At 68.2% G+C, this 17,537-nt stretch carries 14 protein-coding genes; 8 read left to right on the top strand and 6 right to left on the bottom strand.

The features are described from left to right. The first annotated feature begins 16 nt into the window (after nucleotides 1-16). From lptG to HUK65_RS14430, 3 genes are read left to right on the top strand one after another with little or no spacing between them, the layout of a single operon-like run. Nucleotides 17-1,123: an LPS export ABC transporter permease LptG gene (gene lptG, locus HUK65_RS14440; protein ID WP_179906980.1), complete on the top strand. Its 1,107-nt coding sequence runs from the start codon at nucleotides 17-19 to the stop codon at nucleotides 1,121-1,123. Further along, nucleotides 1,120-3,300 (top strand): LPS-assembly protein LptD, encoded by a 2,181-nt coding sequence (locus HUK65_RS14435; protein WP_179906979.1) that lies wholly within the window; start codon nucleotides 1,120-1,122, stop codon nucleotides 3,298-3,300. Before lptG ends, HUK65_RS14435 begins: the two co-directional genes overlap by 4 nt. Before the next feature lie 51 nt (nucleotides 3,301-3,351). Next, nucleotides 3,352-4,605, top strand: coding sequence for a peptidylprolyl isomerase (locus HUK65_RS14430; RefSeq protein ID WP_179906978.1), 1,254 nt, complete (start codon nucleotides 3,352-3,354; stop codon nucleotides 4,603-4,605). A 794-nt stretch (nucleotides 4,606-5,399) separates the two neighbouring features. Here HUK65_RS14430 and HUK65_RS14425 read toward each other — a convergent pair. Continuing rightward, complete coding sequence (locus tag HUK65_RS14425) at nucleotides 5,400-6,104, bottom strand: PAS domain-containing protein (protein WP_179906977.1); 705 nt, start codon at nucleotides 6,102-6,104, stop codon at nucleotides 5,400-5,402. A 150-nt stretch (nucleotides 6,105-6,254) separates the two neighbouring features. Here HUK65_RS14425 and HUK65_RS14420 point away from each other — a divergent pair, with 150 nt between their 5' ends. The 4 genes from HUK65_RS14420 to HUK65_RS14405 all read left to right on the top strand — a co-directional run bounded on the left by HUK65_RS14420 (nucleotide 6,255) and on the right by HUK65_RS14405 (nucleotide 10,211). After that, nucleotides 6,255-7,160: a YicC/YloC family endoribonuclease gene (locus tag HUK65_RS14420; protein ID WP_327787131.1), complete on the top strand. Its 906-nt coding sequence runs from the start codon at nucleotides 6,255-6,257 to the stop codon at nucleotides 7,158-7,160. A 3-nt stretch (nucleotides 7,161-7,163) separates the two neighbouring features. Continuing rightward, nucleotides 7,164-7,802 carry a guanylate kinase gene (gmk, locus tag HUK65_RS14415; protein ID WP_179906976.1) on the top strand — a complete coding sequence of 213 codons (639 nt, stop codon included), beginning with the start codon at nucleotides 7,164-7,166 and terminating at the stop codon, nucleotides 7,800-7,802. A 184-nt stretch (nucleotides 7,803-7,986) separates the two neighbouring features. After that, the gene (locus HUK65_RS14410) at nucleotides 7,987-9,381 is read left to right on the top strand and encodes a leucyl aminopeptidase family protein (protein ID WP_179906994.1); all 1,395 of its coding nucleotides are present in this window, start codon (nucleotides 7,987-7,989) and stop codon (nucleotides 9,379-9,381) included. Then, nucleotides 9,378-10,211 (top strand): C40 family peptidase, encoded by an 834-nt coding sequence (locus HUK65_RS14405; RefSeq protein ID WP_327787130.1) that lies wholly within the window; start codon nucleotides 9,378-9,380, stop codon nucleotides 10,209-10,211. Before HUK65_RS14410 ends, HUK65_RS14405 begins: the two co-directional genes overlap by 4 nt. A gap of 167 nt (nucleotides 10,212-10,378) precedes the next feature. On the opposite strand, the gene lpxK is transcribed toward HUK65_RS14405, so the two are convergent. Genes lpxK through HUK65_RS14390 form a run of 3 tightly spaced genes read right to left on the bottom strand, consistent with a single transcriptional unit; the run spans nucleotide 10,379 to nucleotide 12,846 of the window. Then, the gene (gene lpxK, locus HUK65_RS14400) at nucleotides 10,379-11,413 is read right to left on the bottom strand and encodes a tetraacyldisaccharide 4'-kinase (protein WP_179906975.1); all 1,035 of its coding nucleotides are present in this window, start codon (nucleotides 11,411-11,413) and stop codon (nucleotides 10,379-10,381) included. Beyond that, on the bottom strand, nucleotides 11,413-12,600 hold the full coding sequence (locus tag HUK65_RS14395; RefSeq protein WP_179906974.1) for a 3-deoxy-D-manno-octulosonic acid transferase: 1,188 nt from the start codon (nucleotides 12,598-12,600) through the stop codon (nucleotides 11,413-11,415). The genes lpxK and HUK65_RS14395 overlap by 1 nt, the downstream gene beginning before the upstream one ends. A gap of 3 nt (nucleotides 12,601-12,603) precedes the next feature. Next, entirely contained in the window at nucleotides 12,604-12,846 is a 243-nt protein-coding gene (locus HUK65_RS14390) for a DUF4170 domain-containing protein (RefSeq protein WP_179906973.1), read from the bottom strand. A gap of 199 nt (nucleotides 12,847-13,045) precedes the next feature. On the opposite strand from HUK65_RS14390, the gene pheS reads away from it, so the two are divergent. After that, nucleotides 13,046-14,128 carry a phenylalanine--tRNA ligase subunit alpha gene (gene pheS / locus HUK65_RS14385; protein ID WP_235442168.1) on the top strand — a complete coding sequence of 361 codons (1,083 nt, stop codon included), beginning with the start codon at nucleotides 13,046-13,048 and terminating at the stop codon, nucleotides 14,126-14,128. Nucleotides 14,129-14,362: 234 nt separating this feature from the next. Here pheS and HUK65_RS14380 read toward each other — a convergent pair whose 3' ends face one another. Together HUK65_RS14380 and HUK65_RS14375 are read right to left on the bottom strand one after the other, a co-directional pair. Next, complete coding sequence (locus tag HUK65_RS14380) at nucleotides 14,363-16,021, bottom strand: NAD+ synthase (RefSeq protein WP_179906972.1); 1,659 nt, start codon at nucleotides 16,019-16,021, stop codon at nucleotides 14,363-14,365. A gap of 89 nt (nucleotides 16,022-16,110) precedes the next feature. Continuing rightward, nucleotides 16,111-17,537 (bottom strand): leucine-rich repeat domain-containing protein (locus HUK65_RS14375; RefSeq protein WP_235442166.1); only part of this gene is annotated, 1,427 nt, incomplete at its 5' end.

Raw genomic sequence — 17,537 nt, 5'->3', positions numbered from 1 at the left:
GGGGGGCGGGCACGCGATGATCCTGGCGCGCTATCTGATCCGCAAGCTGGCGATGACCTTTGCGCTGCTGTTTGGCGTCTTCGCGGGCATGCTGATCCTGCTGGACATGGTTGAACAGGTCCGCCGCCTGTCCGACCATCAGGTCGGCTTTGCCCAGATTGTCCGGCTGGCGGTGCTGAACGCGCCGCAGACGCTCTATCAGATCACGCCGCTGGTGATGGTTCTGTCCAGCATGGCGGTGTTTCTGACCATGTCGCGCAGTTCGGAGCTGGTGGTGATCCGCGCGGCGGGGCGGTCTGGATTGCGGATGATGGTGGTGCCGGTGCTGGCGACCATGCTGGTGGGCGCGGTCTATGTGGCGGTCATGAACCCGCTGGTGGCCAGTGCCACGCGTGAATACCAGCGCGTTCTGGCGCAGCTGCGCGGCGATGTGGTGACCGCGGTGACCGTGGCGCGCGACGGGCTATGGCTGCGGCAGGGGGTTGAGGGGGGGCAAGTGGTCATCAATGCCGCCGGCGCCTCGCCCGACGGGACGGTGCTGCGCGATGTGACCTTTCTGGTTTTTGCCCATGATATCGAAGACGGGGGCGGCGTCGTGCGGCGGCTGCATGCGCATGAAGCCCGTCTGACCCTGGGCGCGTGGGAGCTGTATTCGGTCAAGGACTGGAACCTGGGCGCCGAAAACCCCGAAGCCGCAGCCGGGACCATGGCGCGGCTGGACCTGCCGACGGATCTGACGCCTTCGCAGATACGGGACAGTTTCGCCCGCCCGGGGGCGATTCCGCTGTGGGAATTGCCCGGGTTCATCAGGGCGTTGGAGCGTGCGGGCTTTGCCGCGCTGGAACACCGCGTCTGGCTGCAGATGGAGCTGGCGCTGCCGCTGCTGCTGGCGGGGATGATGCTGCTGGCGGCGGGCTCCAGCATGCATATGGCGCGCGCGGGCGGGGCGGGGCTGCGGGCGCTGGCCACGATTCTGGCTGGATTCGCGCTGTTCTTTCTGCGAAATTTTGCGCAGGTTCTGGGGGAGAGCGGGCAGATTCCCGTCATACTGGCCGCCTGGGCGTTGCCGGTGGCCAGCATGCTGCTTGCGCTGGGGATCATGCTGAACACGGAGGATGGATGACGCGCCGGGCCTGTCCAGTGCATGACAGCCGACAGACGGCGCGAGGGGCATGGCAGGCTCTGGCCGCTGCCGTGCTGGCGCTGTGCCTTCTGCTGCTGGCGCCTGCGGCCCGCGCGCAATCGCAAGACAGCGCCATGCTGGTGGCCGACCGGGTGTTTGTGACCCAGCCCGGCCGCCTGGTCGCCGAGGGCAGTGTCGAAGCGTTCTTCGGCGACTGGCGTCTGCGTGCGACCCGTATCGCCTATGATCCCGATGGTGACCGTATCACCGCCGATGGCCCGTTGCTGTTGCAGCGCGGCGATGGTGAGGTCATCATGCTTGCCGATATTGCCGAGATCGACCGCGACCTGCGCGCGGGGCTGATCCGCAGTGCCCGTGTCGTACTGGGCCAGCAGGTGCAGGTGACCGCGGGCGAGGTGGTGCGCAGCGAAGGCCGCTTTACCGAAATGCGCAGCGCCGTCGCCTCGACCTGCGAGATATGCGCCCGGAGCAACACGCCGCTTTGGGAAATCCGCGCCCGGCGGGTGATCCATGACGAAGAGGCGCGCCAGATCTATTTTCAGGGGGCGCAGTTCCGGATGATGGGCCTGCCGCTGGCCTATCTGCCGCATCTCAGGGTGCCGGACCCGTCGCTTGACCGGGCAACGGGGTTTCTGCGGCCGTCCTTTACCTTTGACACCGCCCTTGGGTATGGGGTGAAGCTGCCCTATTTCATCGCGCTGGGCGAAGACCGGGACCTGACGGTCACGCCATTCATCTCCAGCGGACAGACACGGACGGTGGAGCTGCGTTACCGCCAGGCCTTTGCCACTGGCACGCTGGAGCTGGGCGGCGCCCTCAGCCGTGATACGCTGTTGCGCGACCGGTTCCGCTACTATGGGTATGCGCAGGGCCAGTTCGCGCTGGCCGGGGGCTACACGCTGGGGATGAACCTGATTGCCGCAGGCGATGACGCCTATCTGGCCGATTATGACTACCGCAGCGACCGTCGGCTGACCAGCGATCTGACCATCGCGCGGGTAAGCCGCGATGACCGCCGCCGGGTGCAGGCGCTGCATTTTCATTCGCTGCGCCGCGATGATGACAATTCCCTGCTGCCCAGCCAGGTCATCCGCGCGGACTGGGAGCGCCGGTTCGGCATGCCCGGACTGGGCGGGCGCGGCCTGCTGCAGTTCGAGGCCCAGGCCCATCGCCGCCCCGCCGAAACCGACCGCGAGGGCCGTGATCTGGCGCGGTTGAGCGCGCTGGGCGATTGGCGCAATGACATGGTGCTGCCCGGCGGGGTGGTGCTGGCCGGGGGCGCGCGGCTGGCGGTGGATCATGTCCGTGTGCGCAATGATTCGGATTTTGCCGGGCCGATCACCCGGGTCACACCCGCGGTGATGGCAGAGTTGCGCTGGCCCCTGGTCCGCCACCAGCCCGGCGGGGCCAGCCATGTCATCGAACCCGTGGCCCAGGTGATCTGGAGCCGCGACGGCGGCCCGGATGTGCCCAATGATTCCGCCCGGATGCCCGAACTGGATGAAGGCAACCTGTTCTCCCATGACCGTTTTCCCAGCGGCGAACAGCGCGAACGCGGCCTGCGCGCCAATCTGGGCGCAAGCTGGACCCGCCATGACCCTGCCGGATGGTCCACGACGCTGAGCATGGGCCGGATCCTGCGTCAGCGCGACCTGGGGCAGTTTTCGGCGGCCTCGGCGCTCGGGGGGGCGCGGTCGGACTGGCTGGCGGCGCTGCGCTATGACAGCGCGGGGGGGCTGTCGATCACCAATCGCGCGATTTTCGGTTCGGACCTGCGGCTGGCGCGCAACGACCTGCAGCTGGACTGGTCCTGGGCGCGGGGGATGGTGTCCACCAGTGTGCTGCATGTGCGCGCCAACCCTGACGAGGATCGCCTCAACGATGCGTCGGAATGGCGGCTGGATGCCGAGGTCAATGTGGATGAGCACTGGACCGCAAGGGTGGACTGGCGTTACGATCTGGCCGAAAGCAGGGCCGCCCGCGCCGGGGTCGGGTTCGAGTATCGGAACGAATGCCTTTCGGTGGATGTTTCGGTCTCGCGCAATTTCGGGCAGGGTGGCAGCGTGCTGCGCGCCACGAATGTCGGCCTGTCGGTGGAACTGCTGGGTTTCGGCGGCAGTTCGGCGGGGCCGGTGGCACGGCATTGCGCGCAATAGGCAGGGCGGGGCCGCAGCGCCGCCGGATACAGGACAACGGAACCGAATGACATGAGCAGCATAGCAAACCAAACCCTGCATGCCCTGGGGAAGCGGCTGCGCGGGGGCCTGCTGGCCCTCACAGCCGCGCTGGCGCTGGCGCCGGGCGCAGCCCTTGCGCAGAACATGTTCGCCCCGGCGCTGCATGTGAATGATCAGGTCATCACAGAATTCGACATCACCCAGCGCATGCGCTTTCTGGAGGTGCTGAATGTCGGCGCCGCCGACCTGCGCGCCGAGGCCGAACGCCGTCTGACCGAAGAGGCCGTGCAGCGGTTCCATGCCCGCCGCGCAGGGGTCCGGATCGCTTCGGATGACCTGGCCGAGGGCCTGGCCGAATTCGCCGCCCGCGCTGAGCTGGACACCGAGGAGTTCATCGCCCAGCTTGCCGGCGCCGGGGTCGAGCGGCACACGTTCCGCGATTTCGTCGAGGTTGGCCTGATGTGGCGTGAAATGGTGCGCGCGCGCTTTCTGCCACGCGTCAACGTCACCTCGGCCGAGGTGGACCGCGCCCTGTCAGTCAGTGCCATCCGCGGCACCCAGCGTGTGCTGTTGTCCGAGATTTTCCTGCCCTCGGACCCGGAATTTGCCGAACCGGTGGGCGAGATCATCCCCCAGATCCTGGCGATCCGCAGCTTCGAGGAGTTTTCGGAAGCCGCCCGGCAGGTATCCATCGCCGGGTCGCGTGAACAGGGGGGGCGGCTGGAATGGATGGAGATCACCCGGCTGCCTCCGCAGGTCGCCGCGCAGGTGCGTGACGCCAGCCCTGGCACCATCATCGGCCCGATCGAGGTTCCGGGGGCGTTCGGTATCTTCCAGCTGCGCGCAACCGAAAGCCGCCGCGACATTCCGGCGGAACGGGTGAAGGTCGATTACAAGCGCCTGCTGCTGCCGGGTGGTCGGTCCGAGGCCACCATGGAACGTCTGTCCCGGATCCGTGCCCGGGTCGATATGTGCAATGATCTCAACGCCTTTGCCCGCGACTTGCCGGAAGCCGCGTTGACGCGCCAAGAGGCGCTGGTGCGCGAGCTTCCTCAGGATGTGGCGCTGGAGCTCTCGCGGCTGGATGCGGGGGAGATTTCGGCGAACATGGTTGACGAGGGGGGGGCGCTGGTCGTGCTGATGCTGTGCAGCCGCACGCTAGAGCGTGAAGAACCCCTGAGCCGTGAGCAGATTGGCGGACAGTTGCGCGATCAGCGTCTGAACCAGATGGCCGACAACTGGCTGGAAGAGTTGGTGGCGCAAGCGGAAATCCGGCGTCCCTGACGGGGCACGGCTGGCCACGCCGGGCGGCGGCGCTCGGATGAACGCACTGATGTTAAGGCGCAGCGGCTTGCCAGCTCCGTTGACCGCGCCCCCGGCCCAGGGCCCGCCCCAGCCTCGTGTTTTTGTGTCAGATCGGGCCGGCCGCGCCCCCGTTCCCACCTTGGGCTCGCAGCCCGTTGGGGGGCGCTGCCGTATTCATGCCCAGAAGCCTGAACACCTGCTTGGGCTGAGGCGCCCCCGGAACGGCTGCGCCCCGGCGGGCCGGAAAGCATGACGCAAGAGCAGATCGGGTGCGATCCCGCGAAGGACTGGCCGGAGGTGTGCGATCGCCAGCAGGGCGCGGACGCCAGGATTAGGAACACCCCCCACGGTTCGTGGCTGGCTTGGCAAACTGCCTGCAGGCCTCACCCCCGAGGCGCGCCCCTCCGGGCAGCGCTGGTCATCTACAGCCACAAGCGTGTGAAACATCCAGAGTGGATCGCGGCGCAACCCGCCCCTGGCAAGGCTCCAGGGCCGTCATCTGCGCCATGGCGTGCAGGCTCCCTTGCCGCTTGAACGCCATGTTCCGGACCAACACACCCAAAATTGCCCCAGCGTGATCGCATGACACGGAAACCGGAAAGCTGCCACCCACCCCGATCCAGCCCGGGCGCGAACGCCTTGCAACGCCTGCCTCTTTCATCCTTGCGCAAATATCCCGGGGGAGTCCCCGCCCGCGGGGACGGGGGCAGCGCCCCCAATCCGCACGCAGTGCCAGACAGAGTGCGCGCAGAATGCGCGCTCATTCCGAAACCCTAGTCGCTTCGCCCCCCTGGGATCACCCTGAACGCGGCGCGGCGCCCTGCCGCAGCGGCCCCGGAAAGCGGGGTTTCTGCACTTGCTGGGCCGGTCATCTGGTCACGCAGTGCCGGTATCAGCGGGCGGGTGCGCGGCAGGGCGGTCGCCTTTGGCGCCCTCAGCGGGCTGCGCAGCTGAAAGCGGCGCGGGGCGGTTCCGATCTGCCCGCTGGTTTCCAGGATACCCAGCACAAGATCGATCCGGCTGCCATCACTGCTGAGTGGCAGGAGCGCCAGCAGCCCGTCCATCGGCGGTTGCCCCACGGCCTTTTCGGTGCAGACCGGCAGCAGGACATGGCCGCCCTGGGTGACATGGGTGCAGGCGCGCATCACTTCTTCCCTTGCGTGGCCGTTGAAGAACACCGTCAGGGGCATCCCGCGCACATCCATGCCCATCAGGTCATGCAGCCCGGTCCCGGCGATGCGCATCCGCGCCACCCGAGGCGCCACCAGCGCGGCGATGAAGGTCTGCGACAGGGCGCTGGCGATGGGGCGGGGGTCGATTTCGCTGCGTCGGGGGGCAAGGCGGTCGCCCTTGAGCGTGGCCCAGTTGCGCAGGACACAGGTGACCTGCGGGAAGCCTTCGATCACCTCAGGGGTTGCGGTGCCATCCGCGAAAGGGTTGGTTGGGCTGGGGGGCGTATTGGCGGACAGGTCGGTCATGGAAGCCCTCACGGTCAGGAGTTATGTCATCTGTCTTGTGGGCGGGCCGGATGCCGGAGGCGGACCGACCCTTAGAATGTGTTTGAATATTAGCTCAAAATTGACCGGAATGTGGCAGAGAATGAACAAATGGTTAAGAACGGGGGCGGCATGAAATCGATGACCGGATTTGCCAGCCAGCGCGGGGGGCTGGCTGATGAGGGTCCGCCCCGGGGCTGGCTGTGGGAAATGCGCAGCGTCAACGGCCGGGGGCGGGATCTGCGCCTGCGCCTGCCGGAGACGATGGCGGGATTGGAAGCTGTTGTCCGCCCGGCACTGGAGGCGCGAATCGCGCGCGGGTCGGTCACGCTGACCCTGCGGCTGGACGATGCCGGCGCTGCCATGCCCGCGCTGGACCCCGCAGCGCTGGCGGATGCACTGGATGCACTGGCCCGGATCGACGCACAGGCCGCAGCCCGGGGGTTGGCCTGCGCGCCGCTGGATACGGTGGCGCTGCTGTCCCAGCGCGGGATATCCGCCGCGCGCGGGCCGGACGCTGCGGCGGACGGGCGCCAGCAGGCACTGCAGAAGGCGCTGGCGCAGGACTTGCCTGCCCTGCTGGATGCCTTTGACGCCATGCGCCGAAGCGAAGGCGCCGCGCTGGCGGCCGTGCTGGCCGCGCAGGTGGACCGGGTGGCTGAACTGGTGGCGGCGGCGCGCGGCGTGCTGGACGACCGCAGCGCCGCCATTGCCGCGGCGCATCGGGCCGCGCTGGCACGGGTGGCCGATGCCGTTCCGGTGGAGGAGACGCGCATCGCGCAGGAACTGGCACAGATGGCCGTGCGCCTGGACGTGGCCGAAGAACTGGACCGCCTGGAGGCGCATTGCGCCGCCGCCCGCGCGCTTCTGGCCGAGGATGCCCCGGTGGGACGGCGGCTGGATTTCCTGTGTCAGGAATTCAACCGCGAGGCCAACACCCTGTGTACAAAGGCCCAGTATCTCGAGCTCACCCGGATCGGGCTTGACCTCAAGGCGGTGATCGACCAGATGCGGGAGCAGATCCAGAACGTGGAGTAAGGCATGCAGCGGCGCGGGCTTCTGATCATCCTGTCCTCGCCCTCGGGGGCGGGAAAATCGACGCTGGCGCGGCGGCTGATGGCCTGGGATGACGGTATCCGCTTCTCGGTCTCGGCCACCACCCGGCCCCCGCGCGCGGGCGAGGAAGACGGGCGCGAATACCATTTCCGCAGCCGCGCCATGTTCGAGGCCATGGTGACAGACGGCGACATGCTGGAACATGCCGAGGTGTTCGGCAATTACTACGGCACCCCCCGCGCGCCGGTCGAAGCGGCCCTGGCCGAAGGGCGCGACACCCTGTTCGACATCGACTGGCAGGGCGGGCAGCAGATCCGCAATTCGACCCTGGGCAAGGATGCGGTGTCGATCTTCGTGCTGCCGCCTTCGATCGCGGAACTGGAGGCGCGGCTGCAGGGCCGCGCCCAGGACAGCGCCGAGGTGATCGCCGGGCGCATGGCACGCTCGCGCGATGAGATCAGCCATTGGGCGGAATACGATTACGTTCTGGTCAATGACGATCTGGACGCGACCGAGGCCGCCCTGCGCACCATCATCACCGCCGAGCGCCTGCGCCGGGACCGCCAGCCGGGGCTGAACGACTTCGTGCGCGGGCTGAACGCCGAGTTTGCCGCCCGCGCCTGACGGGGGGTGCCCGGGATAGGCGGGCCGGGCGGTTTGCGGGACGGGGCCGGCGACAAGGGGGGCTTGCGGGGCGGCGGGCATCCGCTAGGGTGCGCGGCAGTTCCACAACCAAAGGGTCCGCGCCATGACCACCGACAGCCCCGCCCCGGACCATGCCTTTCCCGATCCGCAGACCCTTGAACGGATGCGCTTTGCCGAAGCCGGCAGCCGCGCCACCCCGCTGCATCTGGTGGATGGCGCCGGGCTGGAGGCCTGGCGTGACAATCAGCCCGAACGGGTCCGCACCTGGCTGGAGGCCACGGGCTTTGCCGCGAAACCCGGGCAGATCGCGCTGATCCCCGATGGTGCGGGGGCGCTGTCGATGGTTGCCGTGGGCCATGGCAGCGCGCGCGACCGTCGGCGCGACCGCTTCATCCTGGGGGGTGCCGTTCCGCGCCTGCCCGCCGGGGTCTACGCGCTGCACCATGACCTGCCACCCGAGGAGCTGGAGCAAGAAGCGCTGGGCTGGCTGCTGGCGGGGTATCGCTACCGCCGGTTCCGCCAGAGCGCCGAGGGCGACAGCGCCTCTGCGCCCGCCCGCCTGGTTGCCCCGGCGGAGCTGGACGCCGACAGGCTGGAAACCATCGCCGCTGCCGAGGCGCTCACGCGTGATCTGATCAACACCCCGGCCTCGCACATGGGCCCTGAGGAGCTGGAGGCGGCCTTTCTGGACATGGCCGAACGGTTCGGGGCCACAGCCTCGGTCACTTATGGCGAGGATCTGCTCCATGCGAACCTGCCGCTGATCCATGCGGTGGGGCGGGCGTCGGCGCGGACGCCGCGTTTGCTGGACCTGCGCTGGGGCGGGGCCGGGCCGCGCCTGACGCTGGTGGGCAAGGGGGTCTGTTTCGACACCGGCGGGCTGAACCTGAAGCCGGGCAACTCCATGGGCCTGATGAAAAAGGACATGGGGGGCGCGGCCTCGGTCATGGGGCTGGCCTGGATGATCATGGCGCAGGGCTGGCCGGTGCAGTTGCGGGTGCTGATCCCGGCGGTGGAAAACGCTGTCGATGGCACCGCCATGCGCCCCGGTGATATCCTGACCAGCCGCAAGGGCCTGACGGTCGAGGTCAACAACACCGATGCCGAAGGGCGCCTGGTGCTGGCCGATGCTCTGGCGCTTGCCGATGAGGAGACGCCGGATGCGATCGTCTGCATGGCCACGCTGACGGGCGCGGCGCGGGTGGCGCTTGGCCCGGACCTGCCGCCTTTCTACACCTGGGACGCGCCCTTGGCCGAGGCGCTGGCACAGTCGGGCGAGGCCGTGCGCGACCCGGTCTGGCGGATGCCGCTGCATCCGGGCTATGCGAAGATGATCGAGCCCGGCATTGCCGATCTGGACAATGCGCCTTCGGGCGGGATGGCCGGGTCGATCACGGCGGCGCTGTTTCTGGAACGCTTTGTGGAACAGGCGGGGCGTTTCGTGCATCTGGATGTCTATGGCTGGCGGCCTTCGGCGGCCAATGCCTGCCCCAGGGGTGGGGTCGGGCAAGGCACGCGGGCACTGTTTCAGGCCCTGCCGCAGGTGCTGGGGGTGTGAGTGACCCGCGCCTGCTGGCGTCCAACGGGCGCGTGGCGCATCTGTCCCTGCGGGGCCAGGTGAAGGCCGAGCGGTTTGTCGAAGGGCGGATGATGCGCGTCAGCGCCACGGTGGCACCGCTGTTTGACGCGCCCGACGGCGGGCGGCGCCAGCGCGAACTGGTGCTGCATGAGCGGTTTCTGGTGCTGGAGGAGCGTGGCGCGCGGGTCTTTGGCCGGGCCGGGCGGGATGGTTATGTGGGCTGGATGCCGGGCGCGGTGCTGGCGCCGGACCCGGGCGCCATGACCCATGTGGTGGCCGCGCGCCAGAGCTATCTGTGCCCCGAGCCTGTGGTGAAGAACAGCGCAGCGATCGTGCCGGTCTCCTTCGGGTCGGCGTTCCGGGTGGTGGCGCTGCACGATGGGGACCGCTGGGCCGAGGTCGCCCGCCTGGAGGGCGCGCGCGCCTTTGTTCCCGCCGCGCATCTGCGCCCGCTGGACCGCCCCGAGGCGGACCCGGTGGCCGTTGCCCTGCGCTTTCTGGGCACGCCCTATCACTGGGGCGGGAATTCGGGTTTCGGCATCGACTGTTCCGGTCTGGTGCAGGCGGCACTGCTGGCCTGTGGAATGGAGTGCCCCGGTGACAGCGATCTGCAGCGGCACCTGGGCTGCGCGCTGCCGCAAGGGGCGGCTGTGCGGCGCGGCGATCTGTTCTTCTGGCCGGGCCATGTGGCGCTGGCCGTGGATGCAGGGCAACTGCTGCATGCCAACGCCCATCACATGGCGGTTGTGCAGGAGCCTATCGCCGATGCGGTGGCCCGGATCGGTGTGCCATGGATGCGGCGTCTGTAGCGGCGCGCGTGGCCGGGGCCGTGGGTGCCCGTGCGGGGGGAGGGCTCCCGCCCGTCGGGGCTGCATCGTTGATGCAGCCCTCCCGTTGGGCCGGGCCGCGCGCAGGCGCGCGGCTGCGGGAGTTTTGGGCGGACGCACCACATGGGGCGCAGACCCGTGGCGGCGATTCAGGCAGAGCTGTCCGCGGGGGGGGGCTGTGGGGCAGGGGCGTCGAAAAGCGGGCGCAGGTGGCTGCGCAGCGCATCGGGGTCGTCGAAACCCAGCCGCACGGGCAGGGTCAGCACCTTGCCGCGGAAGGTGGCGGGCAGGCGCACGGCATCCTTTTCGGTGGTGACAAGCTGGGCGCCGAGGGCCTTTGCCTCAAGCTCCAGCCGTTTCATCAGCGCCGGAGAGAGGGTCTGGTGGTCCGACAGCGCCTGGGCGCGCAGCAGCTCCACCCCTTGGGCGCGCAGGGTGTCGAAGAATTTTTGCGGATGCCCGATGCCCGCAAAGGCCAGTGCCCGCAGCCCCGTCCAGGGCATGCCCGTGGGCAGCGGTGTCAGCCGCGCGGTCAGATGCGGGCACGGCAGAGCCGCCCCCCAGTGCCGCGCAAACCGCTGTTGTGCCGCGTCATTTCCGACCGACAGCAGCAGGTCCGCCCGGGCCAGGCCCACGTCCACGGGTTCGCGCAATGGTCCGGCGGGCAGCACCCGTCCGTTGCCGAAGCCCCGGGCGGCATCGACCACCACGATGGCCAGATCATGCGCCACGGCGGGGTTCTGGAAGCCGTCATCCAGGACCACGGCCCGGGCTCCGGCCGCAACGGCCGCCTCGACGCCCTGGCGGCGGTCGCGCGCCACCCAGACGGGGCTGAAGGCGGCAATCAGAAGCGGCTCATCGCCGGTCTCGGCGGCACTGTGACGGCGGGGATCCACCTGAACCGGACCCTCCAGCCGCCCGCCATGCCCGCGGGAGACGACATGAACCCCGGTGATCCCCAGGGCGCGCAGCTGATCGATCAGGGCGATGACCGTGGGGGTCTTGCCAGTGCCGCCGACGTTGATATTGCCCACGCAGATGACCGGCACGGGGGCGGTGTAGCCCGGCGCTGCCTGCAGCCGTCTGGCCGTGGCCCGGGCATAGAGCCAGCCCAGGGGCGCCAGCAGCCGCGCGCGCAGTGCGGGGCGGTCAGGGGGGGTGTCCCAGAAGGCCGGCGCGCGCATCAGGAAGCCTCGGCGCGGTCAAGCAGGGTCAGGATTGCATCCGTCACCCGGTCGGTTGCACCGGCACAATCGCTGATCACCTGCCAGGCCGCTTGCGCAAGGGTCGCGCTGCGTTGCGGGTCCAGCGCGGTGCTGACCGCGCCGCCAAGGTCATCGGGGGCTGTCACCGGCAGGGTGGCGCCCTGCGGGCGCAACAGCCCGTAGGCGTGACCAAAGGCGCCAGGGTTCGGCCCATGCAGGACCGCGGCCCCCAGGGCGGCGGGCTCCATCGGGTCGAGGGTGCTGCCCTGCTCCGAGAGCGACCCCCCCATGAAGCAGGAATTGGCCAGACGATACCACAGGCCGCGCTCGCCCTCGGTATCGGCGATATGGACCTGGGTGTCCTCGGTCACGGGATCATCGGCAGAGCGCAGCGCGACCGAAAAATGCGCGCCGACGCGCTGGCGCAGCTGCGCCCCGCGCGCGGGGTCCTGCAGATGCAACAGCAACAGCAGCCGGTGCGAGAGGCGCAGCGCCTCGCCATGGGCCTTCAGGACCAGATCCTCCTCGCCCTCGGGGACGCCGATGGCCAGCCAGACCGGGCGCAGGCGCAGCTGCGAGGACAATGCCTCGCGCTCGGCTTCGTTGCAGGGCAGGGCGCCGTGGCCGGGGCTCATGGGACCCAGATGTTCGAGCCGCGCGTCTTCGGCGCCCAGGGTGCGCCAGGCGACCAGATCCCTGCGCTCGGTGATCATCAGCCGGTCGATCTTGCGCAGCAGGCGGCGCGATTTCCCGGGCCAGAGACGCCAGCGATTGGGGATCTCGGGGGCGCCCATGGCGGCCAGGATCACCGCGCAGCCGCGCGCCCGGGCGGGGTCTATGGCCTCGGCCAGAACCGGGCCGCCCAGTATGACCAGCACGGCGGGGGCCAGCTCCTCCAGCGCCCGGGCAATGGCCGTGGGCGGCGCCGGAGGCAACGGCCAGTCACAGAGCCCGTCTGGCAGCCCGGGCAAGGGTGGGCCGGAGCCCGGCACACTCAGCGCGGCACGGATATCCGGGCGGTCACGCGCAAGGCGCAGGGCCAGCTCGTGGGCGCTGACCGCCAGATGTGGCTCCTGGGCGATGATCCAGACATCGACGGCCCGTCCGTCGGGCCTCCCCGCGGCCTCGCGGCTGGCGGACAGGGGCTGCCGGGCGGCGGGGCGCATGGGTCAGTCGCGCAGCTCATCGGTGCGGCTGGCCTCACGGCTTTCATCGATCAGCCGGTGCAGATGCGCGATGAAATAGCGCGTGTGCGCGTCATCCACCGTGCGCTGTGCCGCAGTCTTCCACGCCTTGTGGGCCGAGTCATAATCCGGAAAGATACCCACGATATCGATCTTGTCGGTATCGACAAAGGTGGTTCCGCCGGGGGTCTTCAACTCTCCCCCGAACACCAGATGCAGTTTTGCCATGACGGTCTGTCCTTCCTGTGACTGACATCCGCAGGGTCGAACGCCCCGCAGCCCGCTTTTCCCTAGGCGAGCCCCGCCATAGCGTCAAGCAAAGCCCCCCTTGCGTGGCTGCGCGGGCGGGCGGTGACTTGCATTCGCCCGGTCCCGCCGCTATTGCGCGCAGGTCAATGGCACAAGCGGCATGAACGGGACGATGGGCATGGACGGCATCAGCGAACTCAGGGCGCGGTATCTGGATCAGGTGGCAGGGGCCGCGGATGCCGATGCGCTGGAAGCCGTGCGCCTTGCCGCGCTGGGCAAGAAGGGCGAAATCAGCCTGAAGATGCGCGAACTGGGCCGCATGACGCCCGAGGAACGCCAGACCGCCGGGCCCGCTCTCAACGGGTTGAAAGCCGAAATCGACAGCGCCCTGCGCGCCAGACGTGCGGCGCTGGAAGATGCCGCGCTGGATGCCCGGCTGCAGGCCGAATGGCTGGATGTGACCCTGCCTGGCCGCCCGCGCCCGCGCGGCAGCATCCACCCGGTGTCCCAGGTGATGGACGAGCTGACCGCGATCTTCGGCGATATGGGCTTCTCGGTGGCCGAAGGCCCGCAGATCGAATCCGACTGGTACAATTTCGACGCGCTGAACATCGCCCCAGAACACCCCGCGCGGCAGGAACATGACACCTTCTTCATGCACCGGGCCGCGGGCGACAACCGCCCGCCCCATGTGCTGCGCACCCATACCAGCCCGGTCCAGATCCGCGCCATGCAGGACCAGGGCGCCCCCCTGCGGGTGATCGCGCCGGGCCGCGTTTATCGCATGGACATGGATCAGACCCATGCGCCCATGTTCCACCAGGTCGAGGGCCTGGCGATTGACCGGGCCATCACCATGGCGCAGCTCAAATGGACGCTCGAGGAATTCTGCCGGGCGTTCTTCGAGGTGGACGAGGTCGAACTGCGCTTCCGCGCCAGCCACTTTCCCTTCACCGAACCCTCGGCCGAGGTCGATATCCGCTGTTCCTGGGCCGATGGCCAGCTCAGGATCGGCGAAGGCGACAGCTGGATGGAAATCCTCGGCTCGGGCATGGTGCACCCCCATGTGCTGCGCGCAGGCGGGATCGACCCGGAGCAATGGCAGGGCTTCGCCTTTGGCATGGGGATCGACCGGATCGCCATGCTGAAATACGGCATCCCCGACCTGCGCGCCTTCTTCGACAGTGACCTGCGCTGGCTGCGCCATTACGGCTTTGCCGCGCTTGACCTGCCGGACCTGCCCGGCGGCCTCAGCCGCTAGGCGCGCACCCCCCCGCTCGCGCTTTGTATCACGCGGCACCCGCAAATGCGGGCGCACAGCCCGTGCCGCCCGTCACACCAGTACCGCACTGCCCGGCTTCATCTTGCCGCAAATACTCTCCGGGGGTGAATGCGCGCGCCCCGCGCGCAGAGGGGGCAGAATGCCCCCTTAACCGCACGCAGTGCCAGAAGACCTGCGCGCGGCACGCGCGCGCCGCTGGATCAGACCGGCTGTTCAGCTGTGATCGCGCCAGCGGTTGACCATCGGATAGCGCCGGTCCAGCCAGAAGGCACGTGTGGTCAGCCGCGTCCCCGGGGCGGACTGGAAGCGTTTCCATTCCGAAATGGCGATCAGATGCTCGATCCGCTTGATCGTGTCGCGGTCGAAGCCGCGGGCCACCAGTTCACCGACAGAGACCTCTTGATCCACCAGCCCCTCCAGGATTGCGTCCAGAACCGGATAGGGCGGCAGGCTGTCCTCGTCGCGCTGGTCGGGGCGCAGTTCGGCCGAGGGGGGCTTGTCGATGATCCGGGGCGGGAGCACTGCGCCCGCCGGTCCCTTCATCCAGGGGCGGTGGTTGGCATTGCGCCAGCGGCAGGTTTCGAACACCCGTGTCTTGTAGAGGTCCTTGATCGGATTGTAGCCGCCGTTCATGTCGCCATAGATGGTGCAATAGCCCACGGCGATTTCGGATTTGTTGCCGGTGGTCAGCAGCATGGCGCCGGTCTTGTTGGCAAGAGCCATCAAAAGGGTGCCACGCAGCCGGGACTGGATGTTTTCCTCGGTCACGTCCGGCTCCAGCCCAGCGAAGAGCGGCGCCAGCGCGGCCTCGATGGCGGCGCGGGGGCCTTCGATCGGCACCTCATCCAGCCGCGTGCCCAGCCGCGCGGCCAGATCGGCGGCGTCCTCCAGCGAATGATCGGCGGTGTAGGCCGAGGGCAGCATGACGCAATGCACGTTTTCAGGCCCCAGCGCATCGGCGGCGATGGTCGCCACCAGCGCCGAATCCACCCCCCCCGAAAGCCCCAGCACCACGCGCCCGAAGCCGGATTTGCGCAGGTAATCGCCGGTGCCCATGACCATGGCGCGGTAATCCTGCTCCCAGTCATCGGGAACCGGGGCGCGCGCGCCCGGCTCGGCGCGCCAGCCTTCGGGCGTGCGGGTGAAGGCCACATGGGTCATGGCCTCGTCAAAGGCCGGCATCTGCACCGCCAGCGCACCGCCGGGGTTCAGCACGAAGCTGGCGCCGTCAAAGACCTGATCATCCTGCCCGCCCAGCAGGTTCAGATAGACCAGCGGCAGCCCGGTTTCGACCACGCGGGCCACCATATGCTGCATCCGTGTTTCCAGCCGCCCGCGCGAATAGGGCGAGCCATTGGGCACCAGCAGCAGCTCGGCGCCGGATTCGGCCTGCGCCTCGGCGACATCGTCATACCAGGCGTCCTCGCAGATGGGCACGCCGATGCGCAGCGGCCCAAGCGCCACCGGGCCGCAGATGTCCGACGGGGTATAAAGGCGGTGTTCGTCGAACACATTGTCATTGGGCAGGTGGTGCTTGCGGATCACCGTGCGGATGGCGCCGCCCTGCAGGATGAACCAGCCGTTATAAACCCGGCCCTCTTCGTGCAGCGGCGCGCCGATACCGATGGCGGGGCCGTCGGCGCAGTCACGGGCCAGCTGCTCCAGCACCGTGCGGCAATCGGCGGCAAAGGCCGGACGGCGGACCAGATCCTGGGTCTGATAGCCGGTCAGGAACATCTCGGGCAGGGCCAGCAGGTCCGAGCCCACCTCCCGCGCGGCCGCCCACGCGCGACGCGCGGCGGCGGCGTTGTCCTCCAGCGCACCAAGGGTGGGGTTCAACTGCGCAAGGGTCATCTGGAAGCGGTCGGACATGCACGGCTCTCGGGGTTGTTTGGGGTGACATATCATGTTGACCGCCCGAGGGAAGGCGAAAGGCGGAGGTGGGTGCGGGTTGCAACAATCTATGAGATGAAGGACAGACCAACCCTAACAATCTCGGTCAATGTCTGCATGATTTCCGCAGCCTGGAAGGGCGTGCTGTCATGCAGCTTCCGGATCATGGTGCCGGACCTTCTGAGCATGATCAGCATTCGTGACGAGCGACCGAATAGCCGCACCGCTTCATCGCGCCCGGGCACGATGGCATCGTCGCGTGTGACTCCGGGCAGGCGGGGTGGTGCGGAGGGCAAGACTGTGGTCAGATAATCGACGTCCTCGGCGCTCTGCTCCGCCATGTCGCCTTCGGTGATTGCCTGCAAGATCGGGGCGCTCTCCCTGATTGTGGCAATGGCGTCGGGGGGCAACTCGCGCAGCTTCTGTTCTTGCAGGATGCGCCGGTTGACGGCCACGGCGGCATCTGTCGCACGGATTCCCTGCGCGCCCTCTTCCAATGCTGAAAGCAGGGCGAGGTTTTCGTCCGAGGGCGGCAGGTCCTCTATCGCAATCTGGCGCGTCAGGCTGTGATGGACGGTCGTGAAATCCATCTCGATGCGCTGCGGGTCGTTCGCGTAGCGCTCCAGTGTGCGGGTCAGTTTGCGGATGTCCAGCGAGGTTTCATTAAGCCCGTTGCGGGGGTCATGCAGCACATCTTCAATGGCATCGGCGACTTGACCCAACGTCGCGGAAAGCAGGTCGGGTTTCTCTACGGGCTTGCACTTTACCGAGAAGCGGCCCGTTTCCGGGTCTTGCGTCAGTTCCTCAGCCAGAGGCGTCAGATCACTGAGGGCTTGGGCCTGCGCGTCAATACTCTCGCCCCCAATCGGCTGCGGGGGGCTGCCGTCGGGGGTGGCGGCGGGGGTGTAGGGTTCGGGCCAGGGCGGCAGGGAGCGCAGATAGGCCAGCGTCTCGCGGGTGCGTTCTTTGCCGTCCTTGATCTGCGCCAATTCCGCCAGATAGGCGTCCTGTTCTGTCGCAGCGGTTTCGCTGAACGTCAAAATGCGTCGATGTACGATGCCAAGAGTTTGAGCCATGGCTACAGCGACCGGGCGCAGATCGCTGACGCGCGTCTGGTCGATTTGCAATGTTTCGAGTTTCGTCAGGCCAGCAATCGGCGAAAGGTCGGTGATCTGGGTGTTTTTAAGGGTGAGGCGCCGAAGCCCCGTCATCCCTGCCAGCAGCGCGTGGTCGGTGATCCGGGTGTTGTTGAGGTCAAGGTTCCGCAACCCTGTCAACCCTGCCAGCGGCGTGAGGTCTGTGATCGGTATGTTTTCGAGGTTGAGGTTCTGCAACCCTGTCAATCCCGCCAGCGGCGCGAGGTCGGTGATCGGTATGTTTTCGAGGTTGAGGTTCTGCAACCAGGTCATTCCCGCCAACGGCGCGAGGTCTGTGATCCGGTTGTTTTTGAGGGTGAGACTCTGCAGCCCCGTCATTTTTGCGACTGCCGATAGGT

The organism is Rhabdonatronobacter sediminivivens (genome assembly GCF_013415485.1).
Classification (GTDB): Bacteria; Pseudomonadota; Alphaproteobacteria; order Rhodobacterales; family Rhodobacteraceae; genus Rhabdonatronobacter; species Rhabdonatronobacter sediminivivens.
Note: the sequence above shows the minus strand (reverse complement) of the source record. Positions and strands in the feature narration are given on the sequence as shown.

Excerpts from the sequence above, each read along its gene's own strand:
- HUK65_RS14420 (WP_327787131.1), top strand. The coding sequence starts at position 6,255 with ATGAAATCGATGACCGGATTTGCCAGCCAGCGCGGGGGGCTGGCTGAT.
- HUK65_RS14395 (WP_179906974.1), bottom strand. The coding sequence starts at position 12,600 with ATGCGCCCCGCCGCCCGGCAGCCCCTGTCCGCCAGCCGCGAGGCCGCG.
- HUK65_RS14435 (WP_179906979.1), top strand. The coding sequence starts at position 1,120 with ATGACGCGCCGGGCCTGTCCAGTGCATGACAGCCGACAGACGGCGCGA.
- HUK65_RS14390 (WP_179906973.1), bottom strand. The coding sequence starts at position 12,846 with ATGGCAAAACTGCATCTGGTGTTCGGGGGAGAGTTGAAGACCCCCGGC.
- pheS (WP_235442168.1), top strand. The coding sequence starts at position 13,046 with ATGGACGGCATCAGCGAACTCAGGGCGCGGTATCTGGATCAGGTGGCA.
- HUK65_RS14410 (WP_179906994.1), top strand. The coding sequence starts at position 7,987 with ATGCGCTTTGCCGAAGCCGGCAGCCGCGCCACCCCGCTGCATCTGGTG.
- gmk (WP_179906976.1), top strand. The coding sequence starts at position 7,164 with ATGCAGCGGCGCGGGCTTCTGATCATCCTGTCCTCGCCCTCGGGGGCG.
- HUK65_RS14380 (WP_179906972.1), bottom strand. The coding sequence starts at position 16,021 with ATGTCCGACCGCTTCCAGATGACCCTTGCGCAGTTGAACCCCACCCTT.
- lptG (WP_179906980.1), top strand. The coding sequence starts at position 17 with ATGATCCTGGCGCGCTATCTGATCCGCAAGCTGGCGATGACCTTTGCG.
- lpxK (WP_179906975.1), bottom strand. The coding sequence starts at position 11,413 with ATGCGCGCGCCGGCCTTCTGGGACACCCCCCCTGACCGCCCCGCACTG.
- HUK65_RS14430 (WP_179906978.1), top strand. The coding sequence starts at position 3,352 with ATGAGCAGCATAGCAAACCAAACCCTGCATGCCCTGGGGAAGCGGCTG.
- HUK65_RS14425 (WP_179906977.1), bottom strand. The coding sequence starts at position 6,104 with ATGACCGACCTGTCCGCCAATACGCCCCCCAGCCCAACCAACCCTTTC.